The organism is Nocardioides alkalitolerans, assembly GCA_038184435.1.
GTDB lineage: Bacteria > Actinomycetota > Actinomycetes > Propionibacteriales > Nocardioidaceae > Nocardioides > Nocardioides alkalitolerans_A.
The window spans coordinates 1,228,048-1,252,870 of record CP116227.1 but is presented as its reverse complement, the minus strand read 5'-3'; the positions used below and the strand labels follow the sequence as shown (position 1 = coordinate 1,252,870).

The following is a 24,823-nucleotide window of genomic DNA, read 5'->3' as shown; positions in this document are numbered from 1 at the left end:
TCAGGCCAGGTCGATCCCGCGAGCGCCGAGCGCCTCGCGGACCGTGGCGCGCAGCTGCTTCGGCGCGAACGGCTTGCTCATGAACTGGTCCGCGCCGCTCTCCGAGCCCACCTCGCGGTCGGCGCGCTCCTCGCGGGCCGTCAGGATCAGGACGTAGGCGTCGGAGAACTCGCGGAGCCGGCGGCAGGTCTCGATGCCGTCGATGTCGGGCAGCCCGAGGTCGAGCGTCACGAGGTGGGGCGACTCGCGGCGCGCCAGCTCGAGCGCGGTCAGCCCGTCGCCGGCCTGGAGCACGTCGACGCCGAGCTGGCCGACGACGATGGCGACCAGCTCCCGGATGTCGGCGTCGTCGTCGACGACCAGCACGCGGCCCCGCTCCGTCATCTGCACCCTCTCGTCCAGCTCCGTCGTGCTGAAGCCAACCACACGGACGGTGGCGCCGTGCCGCAGGCGCACCGCCGCCGCTCCGCTGCTGCCGGCACCCGGACGCCGCGGCGGTTCGATAGGTTGGGCCCGTGAGACTTCGGGGCGCCCCCACCGACCGCCTGCTGCGCGTGCTGCGTCGGGCGCTCCTGGCGGCGGTCGGCGTGCCGTTCGCCCTCGCGATCGGCATGACCCTCGTCGACTCCTACCGCCGGCGCGGCAAGAAGCCCCGCCCGTTCCCCACCACTCCCCCCACCACCAACGAGGTGGGGGGCGGGGAGATGACCGTCTACACCTACGGCCAGGACCTCTACGACGACATGCTGGCCGCGATCGGGGGTGCCCGGAAGCGGATCCTGCTCGAGACCTACATCTGGAAGGGCGACGAGGTCGGCGAGCGGTTCAAGGCCGCCCTCGTGGACGCCGCGCGGCGCGGGGTCGAGGTCTACTGCATCTACGACGCGTTCGCGAACCTCGTCGTGTCGCCCCGGTTCAAGCACTTCCCGCCGGAGATCAAGGTGCTGCGCTATCCCGTCTACAGCGCCGGCCTGCGGTTCTGGGACCTCCGGCGCTACGGCCGCGACCACCGCAAGATCCTCGTCGTCGACGACGAGGTCGCGTTCGTCGGCGGCTACAACATCGGCGCCGCCTACGCCACGGAGTGGCGCGACACGCACGTGCGCATCACCGGTCCGAGCGTCTGGGACCTCACCCGCACCTTCGCGGACTTCTGGAACCTCAACCGCCGCAAGCGCTTCCGCTCCAGCGAGCGTCCGCTCCTGCTCGAGGCGGCGTCGGTCTGGGAGCCGCGGATCCGGATCCACCGCAACATCCCGCGGCTGTGGATGTTCCCCATCCGCTCGATGTACCTCGAGGCGATCGACCGCGCCACCGACCACATCTGGATGACGCACGCCTACTTCATCCCCGACCAGGACTTCGTGGACTCGCTCGTGCGGGCCGCCGGCCGCGGCGTCGACGTCCGGGTCCTGCTCCCCCACAAGTCGAACCACGTGGTGGCGGACTGGATCTCGCGCGGCTACTACTCCCAGCTGCTCGACGCCGGGGTGCGGATCCTGCGCTTCCGCGAGGCGATGGTGCACGCCAAGACCTCCACCATCGACGGCAGCTGGTCCACGGTGGGCACGGCCAACGTCGACCGGCTCAGCCTCCAGGGCAACTACGAGGTCAACGTCGAGGTCATCGACGAGCAGTTCGCCGCGACGATGGAGACGATCTTCCTCAGCGACCAGGGCCACTCGCTGGAGCTGCACAGCGCCGAGTGGGAGGCCCGGTCCGCGCACCGGAAGTTCACCGAGTTCGTGCTCGCCCCCCTCCGCCCGCTGCTCTGAGGCCCCGTCGAGGGAGCAGGCAGCGAGCGGCCGGGCGGTCAGCGGTCGAGCGGCGGCGGGGCGTACTGCGCCCCGCGGCGCACCGGTCCCCCGACCGCGCAGCGACCGTCGAGGTGCAGCGGCTGCTGGTCGGTGCTCATCGGGTCGGCCCGGTAGTCGCGGTAGTCGCACTCCTCGGCCCCCTGCAGCCACAGGTCCACGTTGAGCCAGCCGTCCTGGAACGCCGACGCGAAGCGGCTGTTGCCGTAGACGAGGGCGTCCGGCAGGGCCCGGAGGTGCGGCTCGCGCTGGTAGGCGACCTCGCCGATCACGTCGAGCTGCGTGAGCAGCGGCGGCAGCACCGGTCGGAGGTCTGCCACCAGCAGGCGGGTGTTGGCGAAGTCGCCGCCGGCGCGCGACAGGATGTCCCGGAAGGTCGGGTCGAAGTCCCGCAGGAACGCCGCGAGCGACGCGGCCGCGGCCGAGAACCGCTCGAGGTTCTCCTGGTTGCCCTGCAGCACCTCGCCGACCGTCTCGCCGTTGACGAGGAGGTTCTGGGTCTCGGGCCACACCTCGTCGAGCTCGGTCGACAGCTGGTCGGTGGCGTCGAGCAGCGTCTCGAGGTCGTCGCCCACCCCGTCGGTGGCCGTCCCGAGCTCCTGCAGCACGGTGCGGAGCTGGTTCTGGTCGATCACCTCGATGAACGCGTTGACGCTCTCGGCCGCCTCGGCGAAGGAGACCGGGATGTCCACCGCGTCGGCGGAGATCGTGTCGCCGTCGGCGAGGTAGGGACCCTCGTCGGTCTCCGGCCGGAAGTCGAGGTACTGCTCGCCCACGGGTGACAGGCTCCGCACCTGCGCCTGCGTCGAGCGGGGCACCTCGACCCCGTCCGACAGGCTGACCGTGGCGGTCACGCCACCGTCGGGGTTGATCCGGATCTGCTCGACGGTGCCGACCCGCGACCCCCGGTACGCCGCGGCCGAGCCCTCGAAGAGACCACCGGAGCGCGGCAGCTCGATGGTGACCCGGTCGGGTCGGCCCGTGAGGGGCAGGTTGAGCACGACCGTCAGGAGGTACCCGACGCAGATCGCGAGCGTGACGACGAGCCCGACGACGCTGAGCACGGGCTTGCTGGGGACGAGACGCGCCATGTCAGCCTCCGTTCGGGGTCGAGCCGCCGAGCAGGTCGCCCAGGCCCGGCAGCGGTGAGTTGAGGACGGAGGTGACCCGCAGCTTGAAGTAGAGGTTCAGGTAGTCCGTCGGCGTGCGCGAGTCGATCGTGGCGCCGAACGTCTGCAGGTCGTCGAGCGCCGGGAGGAGGTCGTCCTCCGCGGCGAGGATCGTGTCGAGCACCGGCCCGAGCTCGTCGAGGATCAGCACGAGGTCGTCGCGCGTGCTCTCGACGAGGCCGTCGGCCGTGATGGCGAGGGCGTCCGCGCTCTCGAGGAGGGCCGCGAGGTCGTCGGTGTTCTCCGTGAGGGTCTGGGCCGCCGGCCGCAGGTCGCGCAGCGCCGCGTTGATCGTCTCCTCGCGGGCGTCCAGGGTCTGCGAGGCGGCCGCGAGCGCGTCGAGCACCCGGTCGATCTCCTGGGTCGAGGCCAGGGCCTCGGCCAGGAAGACGTCCGTCTGCTCGATGAAGTTCTGCGTCGCCCCGACACGACCGTCCAGCGCGGTGTTGAGCTCGCTGACGATGGTCTGGATCTGCCCCAGGTTGCCGCCGTTGACGAGCAGCGAGGCGGACGCCAGCGCGTCCTCGACCGTGGTGGCGACCGTCGTCTCGTCGGCGGGCACCACGTCACCGTCCGCGAGCGGGGCGCCGCCGCCCTCGGCGGCCGACACCTCGACGTACACCTCGCCGAGGGCCGTCGTGTACCGCAGGCGGAAGTCGGAGCCCTGCGGGATCTCGACGTCCTCGTCGACGGCCATGGTGACGCGGGCCGCGTAGTCGGCGGGCTGGATGTCGACGACCTTGCCGACCTTGACGCCGTCGAGCTTCACCGCGGCGCCGGCCGGCAGGTTGAGCGCGTCCGAGAAGGTCGCCTCGATCGTGTACTGCCCGGCTCCGACCGCGGACGGGCGGAGCGCGTCGGCCCGCTCGCGGGCCGAGCTGCAGCCCGTCAGGGCTGCGGCTCCGAACCCCAGGGCGACGACGGCCGCGACGAGCCGCCGGTGGGGACGGGTGCGGGGACTGGTCGTGGGGCTCATGGCTGCAACAGCTCCCTCAGGTCGCCGAGGAGGGCGAGCAGGTCGGGGCTCGTGCCGAGCTGCTGGCAGATGTCCAGCGGCAGGTCGGCCAGGCTCTGGCACAGGGCCTCGGTCACCGGTTGGACCGGCGAGAAGTACTGGGGCGGCAGCTTCACCAGGACTCGGTTGTTGTCGCCCACCGCGTCGCCCACGTTGCGGAAGGCCAGCGGCAGGATCTCGATGGTCTCCTCCAGCTGGGCCCGGTGCTCCACCAGGTTCTCCAGCACGTCGGTGAGGCCGCGCGTGGTGTTGACGATGCTCGCGCGGTTCTCGACCGAGAAGCGGCCGAGGGCCTCGAGCGCGTTGCTGAGGGCCACGAGCGAGTCGCCGAAGTTGTCCTGCTCCGCGGCGAACAGCTCGGTCGCCTCGGTGACGCTCGTCAGGAACTCGTTGATGGTGTCCTGGTTGGTGGCCAGCAGGGTGGTCAGCTCGTCGAGGTCGACGATCGTGCCGGCGACGTCGTCGGTGTTGCCCGACAGTGCCTCGGCGGCGGCGGCGAACTGCGTGATCGTCTCGTTGATCTGCTGCCCGCGGCCGTTGAGGGTCTCCGCGCCGACCTCGAGCAGGCGGTTGAGCGTGTCGGCGTTGCCGTCCGGTCCGCGGAGGCCGTCGCTGAACGTGCGGAGCGTCTCCAGCACCTCGTCGAACTCCACGGGGGTGCGGGTGCGCTCGACGGGGATGACCGCGCCGTCCTCGAGACGGGGACCTTCGGCGAAGGCCGGTGTCATCTCGACGTAGCGGTCCGTGGCGACCGACCGCGACGCGACGACCGCCCCGGCGGTCGCCGGCAGGTCGGCGTCGGGCCCGATCTCGAGGGTCACGTCGACGACCTCCCCCCGCGGCTCGATCTCGGTCACGGTGCCCACCGTCACGCCCAGGATCCCGACGTCGTTGCCGACGAAGAGACCCGAGGTCGTGCGGAACTGCGCGGTGACGGTGATGGTGTCGTCGCCGACGGAGCACCCACCGGTGCTCGCCAGCAGTCCGGCCATCGCGATGCCCGCCAGCGCCCGCCGCACCAGGGGGCGACGGCCCGCCGGGGCCGGACGGGTCGGGGTCGCCGTGCTCATCCGACGCACCGCCTTTCGATGACGCACTCGAGGTTGTCGGGCAGGGCACTCGGCGTGTAGAGCGCGATCCACGGGCCGGTGGCGGCGCTGTTGGTGAAGTAGCGCGCCGTGGCCGGGAGCATCGTCAGCGCCTGGTTGAGGGTCTGCTCGTGGCGCTGGAGCACGCCGACCGTGACGTCGAGGTCGCTCAGCAGCGGACCCACGGCCTCCTCGTTGTCCTCGATGACCCCGGTGAGCAGGTTGCCGAGCTCCGTCATGTCGGTGAGGAGCTGGCTGATCGCGTCGCGGCGCACGCGGAGCACGTCGAGGATGAGGTCGCCCTGCTGCATCAGCTCGATGAGCGCGGGCGTCGTGTCGGTGAGCTGCTGGGTGACCTGCCGCGCCGCCGTCAGCAGCGAGGACAGCTGGTCCGACCGCTCGACCACGACCCCCGACAGCGCCTCCACGCCGTCGAGCGCCGGGCCGATGTCGTCCCCGGTCACGTCGAGCACCTCGGTGATCTGGGCGAGGCTCTGCTCGAGCTGCACCGTGTCGAACTCCGAGAGCTCGCCGACCGCGCCGTCGACCGCGTCCTGCAGGTTGTAGGGCACCCGCGTCTGGGACACCGGGATCGTGTCGTCCTCCAGCTCGCCCTCGCCGCCCGGCGTGACGAGCAGGAAGTGCGTGCCGAGGAGCGTCGCGACCTTGACCTCGGCGGTCGTGCCCGCGCCGAGCTCGATGTCGTCGTCCATGGTGAAGGTGACCCGCACGGCCTCGCCGTCGAGCTCGACGGCCGTCACGTCGCCGGCGCTGACGCCGGCGACCTGGACCTCCTCGCCGGCCCGGATCCCGCCGGTGCTCTGCAGCATCGCCGAGTAGGTGCGCGTGCCGATCGAGAGGCCCGACGCGGCACCGACGAGGGCCCCGACGAAGGCGAGGACCGCGAGGCCCGCGAGTCCGACGCGGTAGCGGTTGGCGTTGGCCAGGCTGAACTTGCTCACAGGGTGCACCCCTCCGAGTACGGGCCGCCCGCGCTGGGCACGTAGGCGGTCGCGCCGAGCACCTCCACCCCGAGGGTGCAGATGTAGACGTTGAGGTAGGCGCCGTAGGACATCGACCGGCCGTACCCGCCGAGGAGCAGCGGCAGCGACTCGATGGTGCGCGCCACCCGCTCCTGCTCCCGGGCCAGCAGCGCGGCCGTGCTCTGCAGGCTCTGGACGTCGGCGGCCAGCGGCGCCCGGATCTCCCCGAGGAGGTCGGAGGTCGAGGCCACCAGGTCACCGAGGTTGTCGATGGAGTCGGCGAACACGTCCCGCTGGGCCGCCAGCCCCGTCATGAGGTCCCGCAGCTGGTCCACGGTCGCGTCGAACTGCGCCGACTGCTCGTCGAGGTTCTCCAGCACGGGCGTCAGGTTGGCCAGCACCTCGCCGAAGACCTCGTCCTTGCTGGCCAGGTACTGCGTCGCTTCCGCCGTGTTCTGCAGCAGCGACTCGATGGTGCCCGCCTCGCCCTGCAGCACCGCGACGATGTTCGCGGCCAGCTGGTTGACCTCGCTGGGCTCGAGCACGTTGAAGAGCGGCTCGAAGCCGTTGAGGAGCACGGTGAGGTCGAAGCCGGGCGACGTCCGCTCGAGCGGGATGGTGCCGCCGGGCTCGAGCGGGTCGCCCCGGTCCTCCGGGGCGCTGAGCGCCAGGTACCGCTGGCCCAGGAGGTTCTGGTAGCGCAGCGCCAGCAGCGTCCGCTCGTAGACCGGCTGGTCGTCCCGCAGCGAGAACGTCACCTCGGCGACGTTGCCCTCGCCCAGCTCGATGCTCTCGACGCGACCCACCTTGACGCCGGCGACGCGCACGTCGTCGCCCTCCCGCAGGCCGCTGACGGCCGTGAACTGGGCGGTCCAGGTGGTGGTGTCGCCGCCGACGGAGTTCGTCATCATCCGGAACAGGCCGACGAACAGCACGACGGAGACGACCGCGAAGATCGTGAACTTGACGAGGGTGCTCTTCCATCCGGTCACGTCAGCACCCCCGTCCGCGCAGGTCGCCGTACGTCGGGCAGTCGGCCGCGCCGTACGGCTGCGGTCCGGTGAGCACGAGGTTCGCGTCGATGCGCACGTAGCGGCCGAAGCTCATCGCCTCGGTGAAGCCGCGGCCGAAGTCGGCCGCCGCCAGCACGCCCGCGACCACCTGGTCGCGCTCGTCGTAGAGCACGTCGACCGTGACGGCCGTCGTCATGAGGACGGAGATGAGCTGCTCCTCGTTCTCGGTCAGCAGAGCGTTCGTCTCGTCGAACGCCGCCGAGCCGTTCGTGACGAGCGCCGCGAAGTTGCGCTCCTGCTCGATCAGCGTGCGGGCGGCGACGAGGACGTCGTCGGTGGCCTCGAAGAGGTCGGGCGCGTAGCGCTGGAAGGCCTCGAGGTTGGAGGAGAGGAGCTCGAGGTTGCGGCGGACGGCCGGCATCTCCGGGTTGAGGCGCCCGAGGTAGGACCCCAGCCGCTCGATCGTGACGCCGAGCTGCTCGCCGTTGCCGTCGAGCGCCTGCGCGAGGTTGCGCAGCGTGGTCGCCAGCTCGGCGGGACCGAGCGCGGTCACGATCTGGTCGATGCTGTCGAGCACCTGCTGCAGCTCGAGCGTCTCCTGGCTGGTGTCCTGCGGGATGCGCTGGCCGGCCCGGAGGAAGTCCCCGCTCGCGCCGGGCGAGACGAGCTCGACGAACGACGTGCCGAACACCGTCGCGGGCAGCACCCGGGCGACGACGTTGTCGGGCACGTCCTCCGAGAGCTCGGGGTCGAGCTGGACGCCCACCTCGACCGGCTGGCGCCCCGTCTCCGCGTCACGCTCGGAGGCGTGGGCGATCGACTGGACCCGGCCGATCACGACGCCCTCGTAGCGCACGTCGGAACCGTCGACGAGCGCGCCGCCGGCGTTGTCGAGCGTGACCGTGGCGTCGAACTTCTCGGCGAAGGCACCGCGGCCGACGAGCACGAGCAGCGTGACGAGCAGCGCCAGCACCGCCAGGCCGACGACACCGCGCACCGCGAGCGTGGCGCGGCTGGGGTCGCGGGTGTTGCCCCGCAGCAGCTCCATGACGTTCATCGGTTCACCCCGTTCACCCCGTGATCCTGAATCCGGGGTCGTTGCCCCAGAAGGCCAGCGTGAGCAGCATGTTCATGAGGATGACGACAACGATGCTGGCGCGGATGGCGCGGCCGGTGGCCTCGCCGACGCCCTGCGGTCCCCCGCCCGCGTTGAAGCCGAACCAGCAGTGGATGAGCGTGACCAGCGCGGCGAACACGACGATCTTGATGACGGAGAAGAAGACGTCCCGTCCTGAGATGAAGATGTCGAAGTAGTACTCGTAGGTTCCCGCCGACTGGCCGAAGACCACCACCACCGCGAACTGCGACGCGATCCACGAGCCGATGAGGCCGATGAGGTACAGCGGCAGGATCGCGATCATGGACGCCAGCACGCGGGTCGTCACGAGGTAGCGGAGCGGGTGCACCGCCATGACGCCGAGGGCGTCGATCTCCTCGTGGATCCGCATGGAGCCGAGCTGCGACGTGAACCGGCAGCCGACCTGGGCGGCGAGCGCGAGCGCGGCGATCAGCGGCGCGAGCTCGCGGGTGTTCACCGATGCGGACACGAAGCCCGTCAGGGGGGCGAGGCCGACCAGCTCGAGGCCGTTGAAGCCCTCGATGCCGAGCGAGGTGCCGGCCGAGAGCGACAGGAGCACCATGACGCCGATCGTGCCGCCGCCGACGATGATGGCGCCGGAGCCCCAGCTGATGTCCATCAGCTGGCGCAGCACCTCCTTGCGGTAGTTGACGAGCGTGTACCGGGTCGCGAGCAGCGCCCGCACCGCGAAGGTGACGAAGTCGCCGAACCGCGCGAGCGCATCGGTGGGACCGTCGAGGATCTTGCTGGCCACGTCTCTCCTCCTCTCAGGCGATCCGCTGCGGGACGAGCATCACGTAGGCCTGCGTGAGGGCGACGTTCACCACCGACAGCAGGATGAAGCTCAGGACGACGGCCTGGTTGACCGCGTCGGCGACGCCCTTCGGGCCGCCCTTCGCGTTCAGGCCCTTGTGGGCGGCGACGATCGTCGCGATGAAGCCGAAGATCGCGGCCTTCATCTCGGCGAGCAGGAGGTCCGTCACCTGCGAGAACGAGATGAACGAGTTGAGGTAGGTGCCGGAGCTGACGTTGCCTCCGCCCACGTTGAGGAAGTAGCCCGTCGCGATCGCGGTCACCGCCACGATCACGTTGAGCAGCAGGGCCACGACGATGGCGGCGAAGAGCCGCGGGGCGACCAGCCGGTTGACCGGGTTGATGCCCATGACCCGCAGCGCGTCGACCTCCTCGCGCACCGTCCGCGCGCCGATGTCGGAGCAGAGCGCCGACCCGACGGCGCCCGCGATCATGAGCGAGGTGACCAGCGGTGCCCCCTGGCGCAGCACGCCGATGCCGTTGACGGCGCCGGAGAACGAGATGGCACCGATCTGGTTGGCGATGCCGCCGATCTGCACCGACACGATGACGCCGAACGGGATGGCGACGAGGATCGTCGGGAGCAACGACACCTTGGTCATGAACCAGGCCTGGAAGAGCGCCTCCTGCCAGGAGAACTTGCGCTTCACGATGTCGACGAAGATCGCCCTCGTCGCCTCGACGGCGAGGATGATCATCGCGCCGGTCGTGGTGATGCCTGTCTGGGCACGACCCTTCAGGTCGCTGACCAGCGCGACCCCGGGCACGCTGCGGGTGGAAGCGGACACGGCGTGCTCCTCAGCTCGGTCGGGGGATGTCGAGGGCGGTGCTGAGCTGCAGCGCCTTGGCTCGGTCGCCGCGCACGGCCAGACGTCCCCGGAGGACGGCCGTGACGGGGTGGAGGTGGCCGGTCGCGAGCCTCAGGAAGTCCTCCCCCGTGCAGGTGAGCGTGACGTCGCGCCGAGTCGCGGTCGGGGCGTCCGGCCCCGTGAGCCGCGTCACCCTAGCGCGTCCGTCGGCCATCTCGACGACGAACCGGTCGGTGACGTCCGGCGCGTCGTCCCGCGTCGTGCCGGTGACCCGCAGCACCGCGGTGACCCGCAGGCGCGTCGCCTCCGGCCGCACGTGCTCGGGCAGCCGCCGCGCCACCTCGCCGAGCACCACGTCGCGGAACGGACCGCCCATCACGGAGCGCAGGTGCGCGGTCGAGACCCCGCGCAGGGCGGTCGCCACCGCACGCGGCTCGAGCGTGCCGGGGTCGACCAGCGCGGTGCCGTTCGCCGGGCAGCGGAGCACCCGGCCGGCGTCCAGCACCGTGCTCGCGTCGCCCTCGACCCGCAACCGGTCGGCCAGCAGCTCGAGCGCCGCCGAGCGCTGGCCCGTGACGAGCCGCGCGAACGTGAGCGGCGTGCACCGCACCACCACCGAGCGCACGTCGGCGCGCAGGGCGCGCGTGCCGTCGTACGCCGCGGCACCGCCCCCGCCCGCCGCCTCCAGGAGGAGCCGCACGCGGTCGACCACCTGGCCCCGGCGGTGGAGCGCGAACGTGACGAGCGCGTCGGCGTCGACGGCCCGGCCGCGGGAGCCCTCGACGAGGAGCTCGGCGAGCCGCGCCAGCAGCTGCGGGCCGGCCGGACCGCTGGTCCATGCCGCGAGAGCGTCGTCCGAGGTCGCCGCGACCGTCTGCAGGACGTCGTCCGCGCCGCGATCGGCGAGGGGGCCTGCGGAGGTCGGTGCCGTCACCGTCATCCGCCCACCCGCCGTCGCCGCGACGAGCTGCGGGGGCAGCCCGTCGTGCTCCGGGCATGACGCGTCGACATGCATAGGCTCCGTTCCACTCCCTCAAGCGGTCACAGGGGGTAACGCGGGGTTCACCCCGGGGTTACGCGGATCACAGAGTGGAGGGTCGGGCGGGAGTTCGCAAGTCCTCCCGGCCGATCTCCCTGCCACTGGCGCCTGCCAGTGGCAGTGCATCATCGCCGCTGGCCAGAGGCTCGTCCACCCTCATCGGCGCGAGCCCGGGAGATGCCGTCGGGGCGCCATCCGGGCGCCGCGCCGAGGGCGTCCCAGGCCCGCGCGCGCGAGCAGCTCGACCACCCGTCCCCGGTGCGGGCGGTAGGGCTCGAGCAGCTCCGCCAGCCCGGCGTCGTCGACCGGCGTGCCCGTCAGGGCCCACCCGACGTCCTTCGCCACGTGGTAGTCGCCGAAGCTCACCGCGTCGGGATCCCCCCACGCCCGTCGCAGCGTCTCGGCGGCCGTCCAGACCCCCACGCCCGGCACCGAGCGCAGCAGCGGCTCCGCCTCCCGGGGCGGACGCGTGACGGTGCGCTCCAGGCCCGCGGCCACCCGCGCCACCTGCACCGCCGTGCGGGAGCGGGCGTGGTCCACGGGGAGCTGCAGCCACTCCCACGACGGGATGCGTGCCAGGACCGCCGCCGACGGCGCGACCCGGAGCCGCGGCGCCGCCGGGTCGTCCGGCCCGGGCGCGGCGTCGCCGTGCCGACGCAGCAGCCGACCCCACGCCCCGAAGGCCTCCTGGCCCGTCACCTTCTGCTCGAACACCGCGGGCACGAGGGCGTCGAGCACGAGCCCGCTGCGCGAGAACCGCCACGACGGGTTGCGCCGCCACACGTCCGCGACGATCGGGTGCAGCGGCGTGAAGCCGGCGACGTCGTCGTAGGCCCCGAGGAGACCGGGCGCCGCGTCCAGGAGCCAGTCCGCACCGTCGCCCCACGCGTCGAGGTCGACCTCCCCGGCCACCCCACGGACGCGGAGGGTCCCGAGGCCCTGCGGCGTGCGGAAGGCGCGCCAGTGCGCGCCGTCCGGGGTGACGGCGTACGAGGGGTCGCGTCCGCCGTGGCGTTGCTGCACGAGCACGCCGCCGACGGGGCACGGCCAGTCGGGTCGCCACCGACGCGTCCGCTGCTCCACGAGTGCCACCTCCCGACTCCTGCGGGCCCCAGCCTGCCAGCCTCGGACGCCGAGATCCTGCGACCCGTGTGCAACGGACGTGCAACTGCACGTTGCACTACGCTCCTGCCATGAGCGACACCAGGGACACCGCCGCGCCCGCGGGCGCCGCGCCGCGCGACGGACGCCGCTCGGCCGCGGCCTCCCGTCGGCGTCAGCGGGAGCGCGAGATCCTCGACGCCACGCGTCGCCTCTTCGACGAGCGCGGCGTCCGCGACGCCCAGATCGAGGACATCGCGCGCGCCGTCGGCATCAACCGCGCCATCGTCTACCGGCACTTCACGGGCAAGGAGGAGCTCTTCGCCCTCACGCTCGTCGGCTACCTCGAGGAGCTGCGGGACGCGCTCGCCGCAGGTGCGGCCTCGCGCGGGCCGTCGGCCGAGCGCCTGGAGGCCGTCGTCTCGGCGTTTGTCGACTACGGCATGGCCCACCCCGCGTTCGTCGACTGCGCCCAGACACTCATGCGCCGCACCGGGACCGAGCTGCTCGACGAGATCAGCGAGAGCGCGCTGCTGCGACTGGGACGCGGGATCTCGGGCTGCCTCGCCGTGCTCACCGCCGTGCTCGAGGACGGCAAGAACGCCGGCGACTTCGCGGTGACGGACCCGATCCTGCTGTCGAACACGCTCTACGCCAGCGGGCTCGGGGCGCTCCAGCTCGCCCGCGTCGGCATCCTCGTCAAGGAGGCCGCGCCGGGCATCCCGGTCGTCTCCTCGATCACCACCGAGCAGGTCCGCAGCCACATGGTGACCTCGGCGCTCGCCCTGGCGGCCACGGCCTCCTGAGCGGCCGAGCCCCGCCGCACGTCGGTGCGGCGGGGCCCGGTCGCGTCAGGCGTCAGGTCGGTGCCGGGTTCAGGGGCGCTCGAGGATCGCGGTCACGCCCTGGCCGCCGGCCGCGCAGACCGAGATGACGGCCTTGCCCGACCCCTTCTCGGCGAGCAGCTTCGCCGCGTTCGCGACGATGCGGCCGCCCGTGGCGGCGAACGGGTGACCGGCGCCGAGCGAGGAGCCCTTGACGTTGAGCTTGGAGCGGTCGATCGCGCCGAGGGGCGCGTCGAGACCGAGGCGCTCCTTGCAGAACACCGGGTCCTCCCAGGCCGCGAGGGTGGACAGCACCTGCGAGGCGAACGCCTCGTGGATCTCGTAGAAGTCGAAGTCCTGCAGGTCGTAGCCCTCGCGCTGGAGCATCCGGGGCATCGCGTAGGCCGGGGCCATGAGCAGCCCCTCGCCGCCGTGCACGTAGTCGACGGCCGCCGTCTCGTAGGCCGTGAAGTAGGCCAGCACGGGGAGCCCGTGGGCCTCGGCCCACTCCTCGGAGGCCAGGAGCACCACCGAGGCGCCGTCCGTCAGCGGCGTCGAGTTGCCGGCCGTCATCGTCGCGGCCTCGCCCTTGCCGAACACCGGCTTCAGCTTCGCCAGCTTCTCGGCGGTCGAGTCCGGGCGCAGGTTCGTGTCGCGCTCGACGCCGCGGAACGGCGTCACCAGGTCGTCCTGCCAGCCCTCGTCGTAGGACGCGCCCAGGTGCTGGTGCGACGCCGCGGCGAGCTCGTCCTGCGCCTCGCGGGAGACCTGCCACTCGATGGCGGTGAGCGCCTGGTGCTCGCCCATCGACAGGCCCGTGCGGGGCTCGCCGTTCTGCGGGATGGTCGGGATGATGTCGCCCGGCCGGATCTTGGCGAACGCGGCGAGGCGGCCCTTGAGGTCCTTCGCCCGGTTGGCCTCCAGCAGGATCTTGCGCAGGTTCTCGCCGAGGGCGATCGGCGCGTCGGACGTCGTGTCCGAGCCGCCCGCGATGCCGACGTCGATCTGACCGAGGGCGATCTTGTTGGCGACGTAGATGACCGCCTGGAGGCCCGTGCCGCAGGCCTGCTGCAGGTCGGTGGCGGGCGTCGTGGGCGCCAGCTTGGAGCCGAGCACCGACTCGCGCGCGAGGTTGAAGTCGCGGGAGTGCTTGAGCACGGCACCCGCGACGACCTCGCCGACCTGCTCCCCGACGAGGCCGAAGCGCTCGGCGAGCCCGTCGAGGGCAGCGGTCAGCATCTCCTGGTTGGAGGCGTCGGAGTAGACGGTGTTCGACCGGGCGAACGGGATGCGGTTGCCGCCGATGACGGCGACACGGCGGGTCTGAGCCTGCATGTCGGTGTGCTCCTGATCGTTGGGAAGTCTGTGCCTATCCTGGCGATGGCCCGGCCGTGACGGAACCGGCTGAGGGTCACGTCACGAAAAGTGGACACGGAGTTACACTACCCGTTACTTACTGATGAGTAGTGTTGCTCCCGCACCATCATCCATCGTCGCCCGATCCTGCGCACCTGGAGGACGTCCCACCATGACCGATCGCTACCAGAGCTTCGTCGCGAGCCCCGTCGGCAAGATCCTCGTCAAGAACCTCGGCCTGCCCAGCCCGGTGGCGCTCGACCGGTACGTCGAGGGCGCCCCCCTCGTCGACGGCACCGTCCTCGTCGGTGGCCGCGGCCGCCTCGTCGAGCAGCTCCCCGAGACCCTGGACTCCCTCGGGATCACGTCGGCGTCCCTCGCGGAGGACGGCGCGTCGTACAAGGGCCTGGTCTTCGACGCGACCGGCCTCACGACCCCCGAGGACCTGCGCGCGCTGCGCGACTTTTTCACCCCGGTGCTGCGGAGCCTGAAGGCGTCGGGCCGCGTCGTCGTGCTCGGCACGACGCCCGCCGACACCACGTCGACCGACGAGCGGATCGCGCAGCGCGCCCTCGAGGGCTTCACCCGTTCGCTCGGCAAGGAGGTCGGCCGCGGCAGCACGGTGCAGCTGGTCTACGTTGCCCCCGGTGCCGAGAACGCCGTCGACTCGACCCTGGCCTTCCTCCTCTCCCCCAAGTCGGCCTACGTGTCCGGCCAGGTGGTGCGGATCGGTGCCACGGGCACCACCGAGGCCGAGCCCGTCCCCGACCTCGCCAAGCCCCTCGCGGGCAAGGTCGCCCTCGTCACCGGCGCCAGCCGCGGCATCGGCGAGCAGATCGCCCGCGTGCTCCACCGTGACGGCGCGACCGTCGTCGGCGTCGACGTCCCGCAGGCGGCGTCCGACCTCGTCGCGCTCGTGAAGGAGCTCGACGGGGACCACATCGCCCTCGACATCACCGCCAAGGACGCGCCCCAGCGCATCGCGCAGCACGTGCTCGGCAAGCACGGGGGCGTGGACATCGTGGTCCACAACGCCGGCATCACGCGCGACAAGAAGCTCGCGAACATGAAGGAGGACCGCTGGGACTCCGTCATCGCGGTCAACGTGGCGGCGCCCGAGCGCATCACGGCGGAGCTGCTCGAGCAGAAGGCCATCCGCCCCAACGGTCGCGTCATCGGCGTGGCGTCCATCGCCGGCATCGCGGGCAACGTCGGACAGACGAACTACGCGGCCTCGAAGGCCGGCGTCATCGGGCTCGTCGAGGCGCTCGCCCCCGAGCTCACGGACGGCATCACCATCAACGCCGTGGCCCCGGGCTTCATCATCACGCAGATGACGGCGGCCGTGCCGTTCGCGACCCGCGAGGTCGGCCAGCGGCTCAACGCCATGGCGCAGGGCGGTCTGCCCGTCGACGTCGCGGAGACGATCTCGTGGTTCGCCTCCCCCGGCTCCACCGCGGTCAACGGCAACGTCGTGCGCGTGTGCGGCCAGATGATGCTGGGGGCCTGACGCGATGGCCGCTGCGACCCCGTCCACGACGCCCCGCCCCACCAAGACCCTGACCTCCGCCGGCGGCGGGCTCGGCGTGCTCGCGCGGGCCGCGCTCCCCGTCGTACCCGGTCTCAACCAGCTGCCCGGCATCCGCAAGACGGGCGGCGACCCGGCCGGGCTGGCCTACGAGCGGCCGCCGGTGCGGGTGGAGCGGGACGCGGTGCGGGCCTACGCCGAGGTGTGCGGGTTCCCGGCCAAGGACACGGTGCCGCTCCCCTATCCCCACATGCTGGCGTTCCCCCTGCACATGGCGATCATGAGCGACCCCGGCTTCCCCTACCCGGCCATCGGGACGGTCCACCTGGAGAACTCGATCTCCTCCCACCGCCCCATCGCCGTCCGCGAGGAGGTGGCGGTCCGCACCGAGGTCGGCTCGCCCCGTCCGCACCCGAAGGGCAAGGTCCTCGACTTCCGCACCAGCGCGCACGTGGGCGACGAGCTGGTCTGGGAGAGCACCTCGGTCTACCTGCGCCGCGGGCGCGGCGACGACGACGCGCCCTTCGGCACGCCGTTCGAGGAGGTGCCCCCGACCGGCACCCGGTGGCGGCTGGGCGGGGACCTCGGGCGCCGGTACGCCGCGGTGTCGGGCGACCACAACCCGATCCACCTCTACCCGTGGACGGCCAAGGCGCTCGGCTTCCAGCGCCAGATCGCCCACGGCATGTGGACCAAGGCGCGGTGCATCGCCCAGCTGGAGAACCGCCTGCCCGACGCCGTGCGGGTCGACGTCTCCTTCCGCAAGCCGGTCTTCCTGCCAGGCACCGTGGCGTTCGGGTCGCGTGCGGAGCACGACGGCTGGGCCTTCTCGCTCACGAGCCCGCGCAACGGCGCGGTGCACCTGCTCGGGCGGACGCACGCGCTCTAGGCGGCTCCCAGAGGAACCAGGAAAACGCGGACCGGACGCACGAAGCGGTCCGCGTTTTCCTGTGCCGGCGGGGGGCCGGTCCGCGTTCTCTTCCCCCGGGGCGGTCAGATGGCGTTGGGGTTCGGGCCCTCGATCCGGCGGATGAGGCCCTCCTGCGCGACGCTGGCCACGCGACCCCCGTCCTCGGTGTAGATCCCGGCCGTCGCGAACCCGCGCGACCCGCCGGCGGCGGGCGACTCCTGGTCGTAGAGCCACCAGCGGTCCGCCCGGAACGCCCGGTGGAACCACACCGTGTGGTCGAGCGAGGCCGGCTGGAGGCCCGGGGAGTTGATGGTGATGCCGTGCGGCACGAGTGTGGCGCCGAGGAGCGTCAGGTCGCTCGCGTAGACGAACGCCGCCTGCTGCAGCGCCGGGTCGTCGGGGAAGTCGCCCTCGATGCGCACCCAGATCCGGGCCTGTGCCGGGTTGGCCTCGTCCGCGGGCAGCCCCATGCCGGAGACGCCGACGTACCGCACGTCGAGCGCCGACCACTCGCGCTCCCACACGCTGACGTCCGCGTTCTTCTGCCCGCGGATGATGTCGACCAGCCGCATCCCGTCCTCGGGGGCCGGCACCTCCGGCATCCGCGTCTGGTGCTCGAAGCCGTCCTCGGCCACCTGGAAGCTGATCGTCACGTAGAAGATGTCGCGGCCGTGCTGGCGGGCCACGACCCGACGCGTCGAGAACGCGCGGCCGTCGCGGAGCCGCTCCACGTCGTACACGATCGGCACCCGCGGGTCGCCGGGGCGCAGGAAGTAGGCGTGCAGCGAGTGCGCGGCGCGCTCGGCGTCGACGGTGCGCGCCGCGGCGAGGAACGCCTGCGCCGCGACCTGGCCACCGAAGACGCGCTGCCGCACCGTGTCGGGCTGGCGCCCGCGGAACAGGTTGACGTCGATGGTCTCGATGTCGAGCAGGTCGAGCAGCTCGGCGGCGGTCTGGGGCATGGCGGGGCCTCTCTCGGCTCTCTGGAGGGTCGGGCTCAGGCCCGGTCGTCGGGACCGTCGGGGCCGTCGAGCCCGGCGAGGAACTGCTCGAACTGGCGGCCGATCTCCTCGCCCGACGGCAGCGGCGCGTCCTCGGCGAGCAGGTTCGAGCCCGCGGCCTCGGCACGGTGGAACGTGTCGTACTGGCGCTCGAGGCCCTCGACCACCTGGCGCACCTCGTCGTGCTCGACGAGGTACTCCGCGACCTCGGCGTCGGTGCGCTCGGCGGCCGCGCGCAGGTCGGCGAGGTCCACCTCGAGGGAGGCGACCCGCGTGACGTGCTCCAGCAGGCTGATCGCGGCCCGCGGGTAGCTCATCTGCGCCAGGTAGTGGGGCACGTGGACGACGGCGCCCTGCATCAGGTGGCCCCACTCGCCCAGCCGGATCTCGAGGAGCGCCTGCGCGCTCGAGGGCACGCGCAGCTCCCCCTGCCAGGCGGAGCTGCCGAGCACGACCGACGGCTCGTTGGCGTGCTCGGTGAGCGCCACGGGACGCGTGTGCGGCACGGCCATGGGCACGGCCGCCATGGCGACCACGCGGGTGACCCCGAAGCGCTCCACCACGGTGCGCACGGCCCGGGCGAACGCCTCCCAGCGGATGTCGGGCTCGGGACCGGTCAGGAGGAGGTACGGCGTGCCCGCGTCGTCCGTCTGGCGCCGTACGACGAGGCGCGGCGCCGCGTAGTCCGCGTAGTGGTCGCGGACGAACGAGACCGGGGGACGCCGCGCGCGGTAGTCGTAGAGCTCGTCGACGTCGAAGGTCGCGACCACGGGCCCACGATCGGTGAGCAGGTGGTCGACGGCGAGGTCCGCCGCACGGCCCGCGTCGAGGAAGCCCTCGAGGGCGAGCAGCAGCACGGGAGCCTCCAGCGGCTCCACGTCGTCGACGACGTGCACCAGGCGGTCGGCTCGCTCCTGCTCCACTCGTTCCTCCTCAGGCGGTCTGCACCGGCGGTCGCCGGCGCAGGGCACAACCGTAGTGGGCCCCGCCGTTGTTCCCCGACGAGGTCAGCGACCTGGGACGGCCTTCTCGCCCGCCTCCTCGCGGGCGAGGTTGCTGCGGCGCACGCCGTAGGCGAAGTAGACGACCACGCCGATGACCATCCAGACACCGAACCGCACCCAGGTCTCGCCGGTGAGGTTGAGCATGAGGTAGCCGCAGAGCAGCACGGAGAGCGTGGCGACGAGCGTGACCGCGGGCGCCCGGAAGGCACGCGGCAGGTCGGGGCGGGTGCGCCGCAGGACGACGACGCCGATGCTCACGAGCACGAAGGCGAACAGGGTGCCGATGCTGACGAGGTGGCCGAGCGTCGCGAACGGCACGAAACCGCTCATGACCGCGACGCCGACGCCCGCGATGATGGTGATGACGTACGGCGTGCCGTACTTCGGGTGCACCTTGCTCAGCACCGGCGGGAGCAGGCCGTCGCGCGCCATGGCGAACGCGACGCGGGTCTGGCCCATCATCAGGATCATCACGACGACCGTGAGGCCGATGCACGCACCGATCGCGATGACGTCGCCGATCCAGTCCTGGCCGACCGCGTTGAAGGCCGTCGCCAGCGGGGCCGCGTCCGTCGGGTCGATCTCGTCGTAGCTCTGCATGCCCGTGATGATGAGGCTGACCGCGATGTAGAGGCCCGTGACGATGGCGAGCGAGCTCAGGATGCCGATGGGCACGTTGCGCTGCGGGTTCTTGGTCTCCTCGGCGGTCGTCGCGACGACGTCGAAGCCGATGAACGCGAAGAACACGATCGAGGCGCCGGCCACGACGCCGGCGACGCCGTACACCGCCGGCTCCAGGCCGAAGATCGAGGAGATGAGGGTGGACGACCAGAAGTCGCCGCCGCCCTCGCTCGCCGGGGGCTGCGACTCGGGGATGAAGGGCGTGTAGTTGGACAGCTTCACGTAGCCGATGCCCATCACGATCACGATGGCGACGACGGCGAGCTTGATGGCGACGACGACCTGGTTGATGCGGCTCGAGAGCTTGACGCCGCCGATGAGCACGAGCATGACGAGCAGCGAGATGACGATCGCCGGCAGGTTGACCACGCCGGACTCGACGGAGGCGATCTGGTCGGGGATCGCGAAGGGCGTGCCCTCCAGCACCGACTGCAGGTAGCCGGAGAAGCCGACGGAGAGCGCGGCGGCGCCGACGGTGAACTCCAGCGCCAGGTCCCAGCCGATGATCCAGGCGACCAACTCGCCGAACGTCGCGTAGCTGAAGGTGTAGGCGCTCCCCGCGACCGGCACCGTCGAGGCGAACTCGGCGTAGCAGAGCGCCGCCAGCGCGCAGGCGAGGCCGGCGATGGCGAAGGAGATCGCGATCGCGGGTCCGGCGTTGCTGGCCGCGACCTGGCCGGTGTAGACGAAGATGCCGGCGCCGATGATCACGCCCACGCCGAAGACCGTGAGGTCGAGCGCGGTCAGGTTCTTCTTGAGCCGGTGCTCCGGCTCCTCGGTGTCGGCGATCGACCGTTCGACGGACTTGGTGCGCAGGACGTTCACAGGAGGGACCGTACGACGCGGGCGGTGAGACCGGCTACGACGCGCCGTGGGGACGGGGGTCGCCCCCGCCGCGCGGGGCCCCGCGGTGTCACCCGAACACGGACACGATGCGGCGCGCGGCCGCCGCCGCGAGCGCGGCGCCGTCGACGCCGAGCACGCGGCGGAGCACCGCGTCACGGTCCTCGTCGGGCGAGGCCGCGTAGGACGCCAGCAGCGACCAGAGCCGGTCCTCGCCCCACGTGCGCGCGACGTGCTCACAGGCCCACCACGCCAGCCCGTAGCTGGCGCCGGAGCGCTCACCCCCGAAGTCCGCGTCGTCCGGGAGGGCCACGACCCCCGATGCGGCGGCGTCGATGGCCGCCCGCGAGATGGCGCGCTCCCCCATCGCCATGCCCCGCACGGACACGAGCTCCGCGACTCCCTCCGAGAGCCACGTCGGCACCCGGTCGTCGCGGTCGCCGAGCGCGACGTGGGTCAGCTCGTGGCGCAGCAGCCGCGCCCGTGCCGGCGACCGTGCGTCCGTCTCCAGCAGCCGCGGGTGCAGGACCACCCGCACGGCCGCCACCGTGCGGTCCTCCGGCCCCGCCACCACCGTGAAGGCCACGCCGTCGAGCTGCGCCGGGTCCCCGGCCGGGAGGCCCTCGACGCCCCGGAGCACGTCGATCGCCGACACCGCGTAGACCATCGCCCGCGCCGTCCACGGCAGCGGCACCTGCGCCGCCACGTCGTCGATCGCGCGCTCGACGTCCGCCGCCAGCGCATCGGCCCGGGCGTCGGCGGCGTCCGTCACGAGCAGGGCGCCGCCGCGCACGACGACGCGGACGGGAGCGAGGTCCCACGGGGCGGCGGCCTCGGTGTCGCCGACCACCCGGTACGCCGTCGTCCCGTCCGGCGCGGACAAGAGCCGGAAGCGGTACGCGGCCGCGGTCTCCACCGGCACGGCGTCCCAGCCGGCGACCTGCAGCACGCGCCGTACGTCGGCGACGACGTCGTCGCCCTCGGAGCGGGCCGAACCGTCCACCAGCTCGTAGCGCGCCACGGCCCGGGGCAGCTGCACCAGGTTGTCGAAGGCCCACCCCTGGCGCTCCCGGTACGCCGCGTCCTCGCCCACGGTGGCGAGCCACGCCGCTCGGTCGTCGCCGCCGAGGGCGCGGGACCGCTCGCCGAGCAGCTCGGCGAGGGCGGGCTCGGCGACCCGGGCCGGGTCGGCCGGGGCGCGCGGCGGCGGGTCGTCACGGCCCGGCACGCCGCAGGTGGTGAGGAGGATGCCGAGGACGAGCACGGCGACGAGCACCGCGCCCCACGGCGTGCGGGAGGGGGCCTCCTCAGCCGGTGCGGTCGACATCGAGGAGGCGGCTGTGGTCAGCCAGTGCCGTGATCTCCTCGACGCACGCCCGGGCGAGCGTCTGCGCGTCCAGACCCACCTGCTCCAGGATCGCCGCGCGCTTCGCGTGGGCCAGGAACTCCTGGGGGATGCCGTGCACCCGCACGGGCGTCGTCACCCGTGCGTCGTTGAGCGCGCTCAGCAGCGACGCACCGCAGCCGCCTTGGCGACCGTTGTCCTCGACGCTCACCACGAGACGGTGGTCGCGGGCGAGGTCGATGAGCGCCGGGGCGACCGGGATGACCCAGCGGGGGTCGACCACCGTGACGCCGATGCCCTGCGCCTCGAGCCGGGCGGCGACGTCCATCGCCGTCGTGGCCATCGCGCCGACCGCCACGAGCAGGATGTCCTGGCTCACGCTGCGGTGGAGGACGTCGACGCCGTCGACGGTGTCGACCGTCGGGATGTCGGCCGGGGGCGGGCCCTTGGGGTAGCGCACGACGGTCGGGGCGTCGTCGACGTCGACGGCCTCCGCGAGGAGCTCGGCGAGACGCGTGGCGTCGCGCGGCGCCGCCAGGCGCAGACCCGGCACCAGCTGGAGCATCGACATGTCCCACATGCCGTTGTGGCTCGCGCCGTCGTCGCCGGTGACCCCGGAGCGGTCGAGCACGAAGGTCACGCCGCAGCGGTGCAGCGCGACGTCCATGAGCACCTGGTCGAAGGCGCGGTTGAGGAAGGTCGCGTAGACCGCCACCACGGGGTGCATGCCCGCCAGCGCGAGCCCGGCCGCGGACGTCGCCGCGTGCTGCTCCGCGATGCCGACGTCGAAGGTGCGGTCGGGGAACCGCTCCGCGAAGGCCTGCAGGCCGACGGGGTGGAGCATCGCCGCCGTGATGCCGACCAGGTCGGGCCGCTGCTCGCCGAGGCGCACGATCTCCTCGGAGAACACGTCCGTCCACCCGCGGCCCTTCGGCTTCTCGACGCCGGTGCCGACGTCGAACGGCCCCGGCGCGTGGAACTGGTCGGCCTCGTGGCGCAGCGCCGCGTCGTACCCCTGCCCCTTGTTCGTGAGGGCGTGCACGATCACCGGGCCGTCGAAGCGCTTGGCCTGCGCCAGCGCGTGCTCGAGCGCCTCGAGGTCGTGGCCGTCGACGGGCCCGACGTACTTCAGCCCGAGGTCCTCGAAGAGGCCCTGCGGCGCGATCGCGTCCTTGAGGCCCTTCTTGATGGCGTGGAGGGTGTCGTACGCCGCGGGTCCGACCCCCGGGACCGCCGTGAGCCGGCGCTTCACGAGGTCGAGCACGTTCTCGTAGCGCGGGCTGGTGCGCAGCGCCGTCAGCGCGGTGGCCAGGCCGCCGATGGTCGGCGTGTAGGACCGCCCGTTGTCGTTGACCACGATGACCAGCCGGCTGTTCGGCGCGATCGCGATGTTGTTGAGGGCCTCCCAGGCCATGCCGCCGGTGAGCGCGCCGTCGCCGATGACCGCGACGACGTGGCGGTCGGCGCCCTGCAGCGCGTAGGCCTTCGCCAGGCCGTCGGCGTAGCTCAGCGCGGTCGACGCGTGCGAGTTCTCGACGATGTCGTGGGGCGACTCCGCGGCGCTGGGGTAGCCCGACAGGCCGCCCTCCTGGCGCAGCGAGTCGAAGGTCGCGGCCCGCCCGGTGAGCAGCTTGTGCACGTAGGTCTGGTGACCGGTGTCGAAGACGACGCGGTCGTGCGGGGACGCGAAGGTCCGGTGGATGGCCAGCGTGAGCTCGACGACACCGAGGTTGGGGCCGAGGTGGCCGCCGGTGCGCGCACAGGTCGCGACCAGCACGTCGCGGATCTCGACCGCGAGCTCCTCCAGCTCGGCGGACGAGAGGTCACGCAGGTGCTCCGGCGTCGTGATCGACTCCAGGTGTCCCATGCGTGCGGTCCTCTCGTTGCGTGGTGCCCCGTGCGGCCGGGGGCCGGTCCGACCGGCCCCGAGGCGTCCGGCCACTCTAGCCGCGGTCTGGTCGGAGCCGGGCCACCGCGGCCTCGTGCAGGCTGCCGAGCCAGACCGTGCCCTCGTGCTCCCGCACCCCGGTCACCATGTGGAAGGCCCGCCGGTCCGCCGGGTCGTCGAGGTCGAGGTCGTGCACCACGCGTCCCTCGGCGTCGATCGCGCGCACGTGCACCACGCGCTTCGGCGCGGGCTGCACGGCCTCCGGCAGCGAGGTGGCCGCGCGCCGGACCCACAGCGGGGCCCGCTGCAGCCGCTCGACCACCGGGTCGCGGGGGCTGGCGAGCGCCAGCCACACGAGGCCGTCGGAGCCGCGGGCGATGTTGTCGGGGTAGCCCGGCAGGTCCGACGCGAGCAGCTCCCGCTCCCCCGCTCGCGGCCCGGTGAGCCACAGCCGCACCACGGTGCGGGCGGCCGTCTCGGCGACGGCGACCCACGACGCGTCCGCCGCGAGGGCGACCCCGTTCGCGAAGGCCAGCCCGTCGAGGAGCACCGTGACGGTGCCGTCGGGATCGCGGCGCAGGAGCCGGCCCGTGCGGGTCAGCCGCACGAAGTCGTGCTTCCACTCGGCGATCCCGTGCCGGGTCGAGGAGTCGGAGAAGTAGACCGTGCCGTCGGGCGCCACGGCGGCGTTGTTGCAGAACCGCATCGGCACACCGTCGACGGAGGTCAGCAGGGTCTCCACCCGGCCGGTCGCCGGGTCCAGCGCCAGCAGGCCCCGGTGGGCGTCGCAGACGAGGAGCCGTCCGTCGGGCAGCTCCTCCAGGCCGAGCGGACGGCCGCCCGTGTGCCCGACGCGCGTCACCCGGCGACCGTCGTGCGACACGCGGAGCACCGCGCCGTCCTCGGTGCCCGTGAAGACCGCCCCCTCGTCCCGGCCGCTCGTCGCGACCAGCACGTCCTCGGCGCCCTTGCCCGGCACCTGGACCACGTCGAGCGGCGACGCCGACCGCGTCACCGGCCGCTCCCGCCGTCGACCAGGCGCTCCTCGACCCGACGCACCTTGCCGTCGAGCTCACCGTCGTGGCCGGGCCGGATGTCGGCCTTGAGCACGAGCGAGACCCGGGTGCCGTGGGCCTGGACGGCCTCGGTGGCCCGCTTGACCACGTCCATCACCGTGTCCCAGTCCGGGCCCTCGATGGTCGTGAACATGGCGTCGGTGCGGTGCGGGAGCCCGGACGCGCGCACCACGCGCACGGCGTCGGCCACCGCGTCGGCGACCGACGCGTCGTCCCGGCCGGTCCCGCTGGGCGCGACGGAGAAGGCGACGAGCATCAGACGGCCCGCCCGTCCGGTGCGAGGCTCGGGGCGAGGCTCGGGGCGAGGGTCCCAGCTGGGGTCCGGTTCGTGGTGGTCATGACGCCCAGCATCCCCCGCGACGAAGTGACCCGCGAGTAGGGTGAG

The 24,823-nt window shown here is 72.6% G+C and carries 23 protein-coding genes; 4 read left to right on the top strand and 19 right to left on the bottom strand.

The window, feature by feature from the left end; all coding sequences use genetic code 11:
- On the bottom strand, positions 1-456 hold the full coding sequence (locus PIR53_06055) for a response regulator (GenBank protein ID WZH53557.1): 456 nt from the start codon (positions 454-456) through the stop codon (positions 1-3).
- Between the two features lie 59 nt (positions 457-515).
- Here PIR53_06055 and PIR53_06050 point away from each other — a divergent pair, with 59 nt between their 5' ends.
- On the top strand, positions 516-1,775 hold the full coding sequence (locus PIR53_06050) for a phospholipase D-like domain-containing protein (GenBank protein WZH53556.1): 1,260 nt from the start codon (positions 516-518) through the stop codon (positions 1,773-1,775).
- 38 nt (positions 1,776-1,813) lie between these two features.
- On the opposite strand, the gene PIR53_06045 is transcribed toward PIR53_06050, so the two are convergent.
- From PIR53_06045 to PIR53_06000, 10 genes are all read right to left on the bottom strand, one after another.
- Positions 1,814-2,905, bottom strand: a complete 1,092-nt coding sequence (locus PIR53_06045; GenBank protein ID WZH53555.1) for an MCE family protein — start codon at positions 2,903-2,905, stop codon at positions 1,814-1,816.
- A gap of 1 nt (position 2,906) precedes the next feature.
- Positions 2,907-3,959 carry an MCE family protein gene (locus PIR53_06040; protein ID WZH53554.1) on the bottom strand — a complete coding sequence of 351 codons (1,053 nt, stop codon included), beginning with the start codon at positions 3,957-3,959 and terminating at the stop codon, positions 2,907-2,909.
- Entirely contained in the window at positions 3,956-5,068 is a 1,113-nt protein-coding gene (locus PIR53_06035; protein ID WZH53553.1) for an MCE family protein, read from the bottom strand. The genes PIR53_06040 and PIR53_06035 overlap by 4 nt, the downstream gene beginning before the upstream one ends.
- Positions 5,065-6,048 (bottom strand): MCE family protein, encoded by a 984-nt coding sequence (locus PIR53_06030; protein ID WZH53552.1) that lies wholly within the window; start codon positions 6,046-6,048, stop codon positions 5,065-5,067. Before PIR53_06030 ends, PIR53_06035 begins: the two co-directional genes overlap by 4 nt.
- On the bottom strand, positions 6,045-7,061 hold the full coding sequence (locus tag PIR53_06025) for an MlaD family protein (GenBank protein ID WZH53551.1): 1,017 nt from the start codon (positions 7,059-7,061) through the stop codon (positions 6,045-6,047). Before PIR53_06025 ends, PIR53_06030 begins: the two co-directional genes overlap by 4 nt.
- A gap of 1 nt (position 7,062) precedes the next feature.
- On the bottom strand, positions 7,063-8,139 hold the full coding sequence (locus PIR53_06020; GenBank protein WZH53550.1) for an MCE family protein: 1,077 nt from the start codon (positions 8,137-8,139) through the stop codon (positions 7,063-7,065).
- A gap of 13 nt (positions 8,140-8,152) precedes the next feature.
- Positions 8,153-8,974, bottom strand: a complete 822-nt coding sequence (locus tag PIR53_06015) for an ABC transporter permease (protein ID WZH53549.1) — start codon at positions 8,972-8,974, stop codon at positions 8,153-8,155.
- A 13-nt stretch (positions 8,975-8,987) separates the two neighbouring features.
- Positions 8,988-9,821, bottom strand: a complete 834-nt coding sequence (locus tag PIR53_06010) for an ABC transporter permease (GenBank protein ID WZH53548.1) — start codon at positions 9,819-9,821, stop codon at positions 8,988-8,990.
- 10 nt (positions 9,822-9,831) lie between these two features.
- On the bottom strand, positions 9,832-10,857 hold the full coding sequence (locus PIR53_06005) for an SCP2 sterol-binding domain-containing protein (GenBank protein WZH53547.1): 1,026 nt from the start codon (positions 10,855-10,857) through the stop codon (positions 9,832-9,834).
- Positions 10,858-11,037: 180 nt separating this feature from the next.
- Positions 11,038-11,973 carry a DNA-3-methyladenine glycosylase 2 family protein gene (locus tag PIR53_06000; protein WZH53546.1) on the bottom strand — a complete coding sequence of 312 codons (936 nt, stop codon included), beginning with the start codon at positions 11,971-11,973 and terminating at the stop codon, positions 11,038-11,040.
- Between the two features lie 101 nt (positions 11,974-12,074).
- Between PIR53_06000 and PIR53_05995 the strand changes: the two genes are divergently transcribed.
- A complete protein-coding gene (locus tag PIR53_05995; GenBank protein ID WZH53545.1) occupies positions 12,075-12,788 on the top strand; it encodes a TetR/AcrR family transcriptional regulator in 714 nt (237 codons plus the stop codon).
- A 69-nt stretch (positions 12,789-12,857) separates the two neighbouring features.
- Here the strand turns inward: PIR53_05995 and PIR53_05990 are convergent, their stop codons facing one another.
- Positions 12,858-14,141: an acetyl-CoA C-acetyltransferase gene (locus PIR53_05990; protein WZH53544.1), complete on the bottom strand. Its 1,284-nt coding sequence runs from the start codon at positions 14,139-14,141 to the stop codon at positions 12,858-12,860.
- Positions 14,142-14,334: 193 nt separating this feature from the next.
- On the opposite strand from PIR53_05990, the gene PIR53_05985 reads away from it, so the two are divergent.
- Together PIR53_05985 and PIR53_05980 are read left to right on the top strand one after the other, a co-directional pair.
- Positions 14,335-15,672 (top strand): 3-oxoacyl-ACP reductase, encoded by a 1,338-nt coding sequence (locus tag PIR53_05985; GenBank protein WZH53543.1) that lies wholly within the window; start codon positions 14,335-14,337, stop codon positions 15,670-15,672.
- Between the two features lie 4 nt (positions 15,673-15,676).
- The gene (locus PIR53_05980) at positions 15,677-16,579 is read left to right on the top strand and encodes a MaoC/PaaZ C-terminal domain-containing protein (GenBank protein ID WZH53542.1); all 903 of its coding nucleotides are present in this window, start codon (positions 15,677-15,679) and stop codon (positions 16,577-16,579) included.
- A gap of 104 nt (positions 16,580-16,683) precedes the next feature.
- Here the strand turns inward: PIR53_05980 and PIR53_05975 are convergent, their stop codons facing one another.
- The 7 genes from PIR53_05975 to PIR53_05945 form a co-directional block, all read right to left on the bottom strand.
- A complete protein-coding gene (locus PIR53_05975) occupies positions 16,684-17,562 on the bottom strand; it encodes an acyl-CoA thioesterase II (GenBank protein WZH53541.1) in 879 nt (292 codons plus the stop codon).
- Between the two features lie 35 nt (positions 17,563-17,597).
- Positions 17,598-18,524 carry a PAC2 family protein gene (locus tag PIR53_05970; protein ID WZH53540.1) on the bottom strand — a complete coding sequence of 309 codons (927 nt, stop codon included), beginning with the start codon at positions 18,522-18,524 and terminating at the stop codon, positions 17,598-17,600.
- Between the two features lie 84 nt (positions 18,525-18,608).
- Entirely contained in the window at positions 18,609-20,111 is a 1,503-nt protein-coding gene (locus PIR53_05965) for an amino acid permease (protein WZH53539.1), read from the bottom strand.
- A gap of 88 nt (positions 20,112-20,199) precedes the next feature.
- Positions 20,200-21,456 carry a hypothetical protein gene (locus PIR53_05960; protein ID WZH53538.1) on the bottom strand — a complete coding sequence of 419 codons (1,257 nt, stop codon included), beginning with the start codon at positions 21,454-21,456 and terminating at the stop codon, positions 20,200-20,202.
- Positions 21,437-23,341, bottom strand: coding sequence for a 1-deoxy-D-xylulose-5-phosphate synthase (dxs, locus tag PIR53_05955; protein ID WZH53537.1), 1,905 nt, complete (start codon positions 23,339-23,341; stop codon positions 21,437-21,439). Before dxs ends, PIR53_05960 begins: the two co-directional genes overlap by 20 nt.
- A 76-nt stretch (positions 23,342-23,417) precedes the next feature.
- Positions 23,418-24,377: an SMP-30/gluconolactonase/LRE family protein gene (locus PIR53_05950; GenBank protein ID WZH53536.1), complete on the bottom strand. Its 960-nt coding sequence runs from the start codon at positions 24,375-24,377 to the stop codon at positions 23,418-23,420.
- Positions 24,374-24,694 carry a thiamine-binding protein gene (locus PIR53_05945; GenBank protein ID WZH53535.1) on the bottom strand — a complete coding sequence of 107 codons (321 nt, stop codon included), beginning with the start codon at positions 24,692-24,694 and terminating at the stop codon, positions 24,374-24,376. Before PIR53_05945 ends, PIR53_05950 begins: the two co-directional genes overlap by 4 nt.
- Between the last annotated feature and the right edge of the window lie 129 nt (positions 24,695-24,823).

Bases quoted from the DNA above. Each gene is read 5' to 3' on its own strand.
- PIR53_06045 (WZH53555.1), bottom strand. From the start codon at position 2,905: ATGGCGCGTCTCGTCCCCAGCAAGCCCGTGCTCAGCGTCGTCGGGCTC.
- PIR53_06040 (WZH53554.1), bottom strand. From the start codon at position 3,959: ATGAGCCCCACGACCAGTCCCCGCACCCGTCCCCACCGGCGGCTCGTC.
- PIR53_06035 (WZH53553.1), bottom strand. From the start codon at position 5,068: ATGAGCACGGCGACCCCGACCCGTCCGGCCCCGGCGGGCCGTCGCCCC.
- PIR53_06020 (WZH53550.1), bottom strand. From the start codon at position 8,139: ATGAACGTCATGGAGCTGCTGCGGGGCAACACCCGCGACCCCAGCCGC.
- PIR53_06005 (WZH53547.1), bottom strand. From the start codon at position 10,857: ATGCATGTCGACGCGTCATGCCCGGAGCACGACGGGCTGCCCCCGCAG.
- PIR53_05995 (WZH53545.1), top strand. From the start codon at position 12,075: ATGAGCGACACCAGGGACACCGCCGCGCCCGCGGGCGCCGCGCCGCGC.
- PIR53_05990 (WZH53544.1), bottom strand. From the start codon at position 14,141: ATGCAGGCTCAGACCCGCCGTGTCGCCGTCATCGGCGGCAACCGCATC.
- PIR53_05985 (WZH53543.1), top strand. From the start codon at position 14,335: ATGACCGATCGCTACCAGAGCTTCGTCGCGAGCCCCGTCGGCAAGATC.
- PIR53_05980 (WZH53542.1), top strand. From the start codon at position 15,677: ATGGCCGCTGCGACCCCGTCCACGACGCCCCGCCCCACCAAGACCCTG.
- PIR53_05975 (WZH53541.1), bottom strand. From the start codon at position 17,562: ATGCCCCAGACCGCCGCCGAGCTGCTCGACCTGCTCGACATCGAGACC.
- PIR53_05960 (WZH53538.1), bottom strand. From the start codon at position 21,456: ATGTCGACCGCACCGGCTGAGGAGGCCCCCTCCCGCACGCCGTGGGGC.
- dxs (WZH53537.1), bottom strand. From the start codon at position 23,341: ATGGGACACCTGGAGTCGATCACGACGCCGGAGCACCTGCGTGACCTC.
- PIR53_05945 (WZH53535.1), bottom strand. From the start codon at position 24,694: ATGCTCGTCGCCTTCTCCGTCGCGCCCAGCGGGACCGGCCGGGACGAC.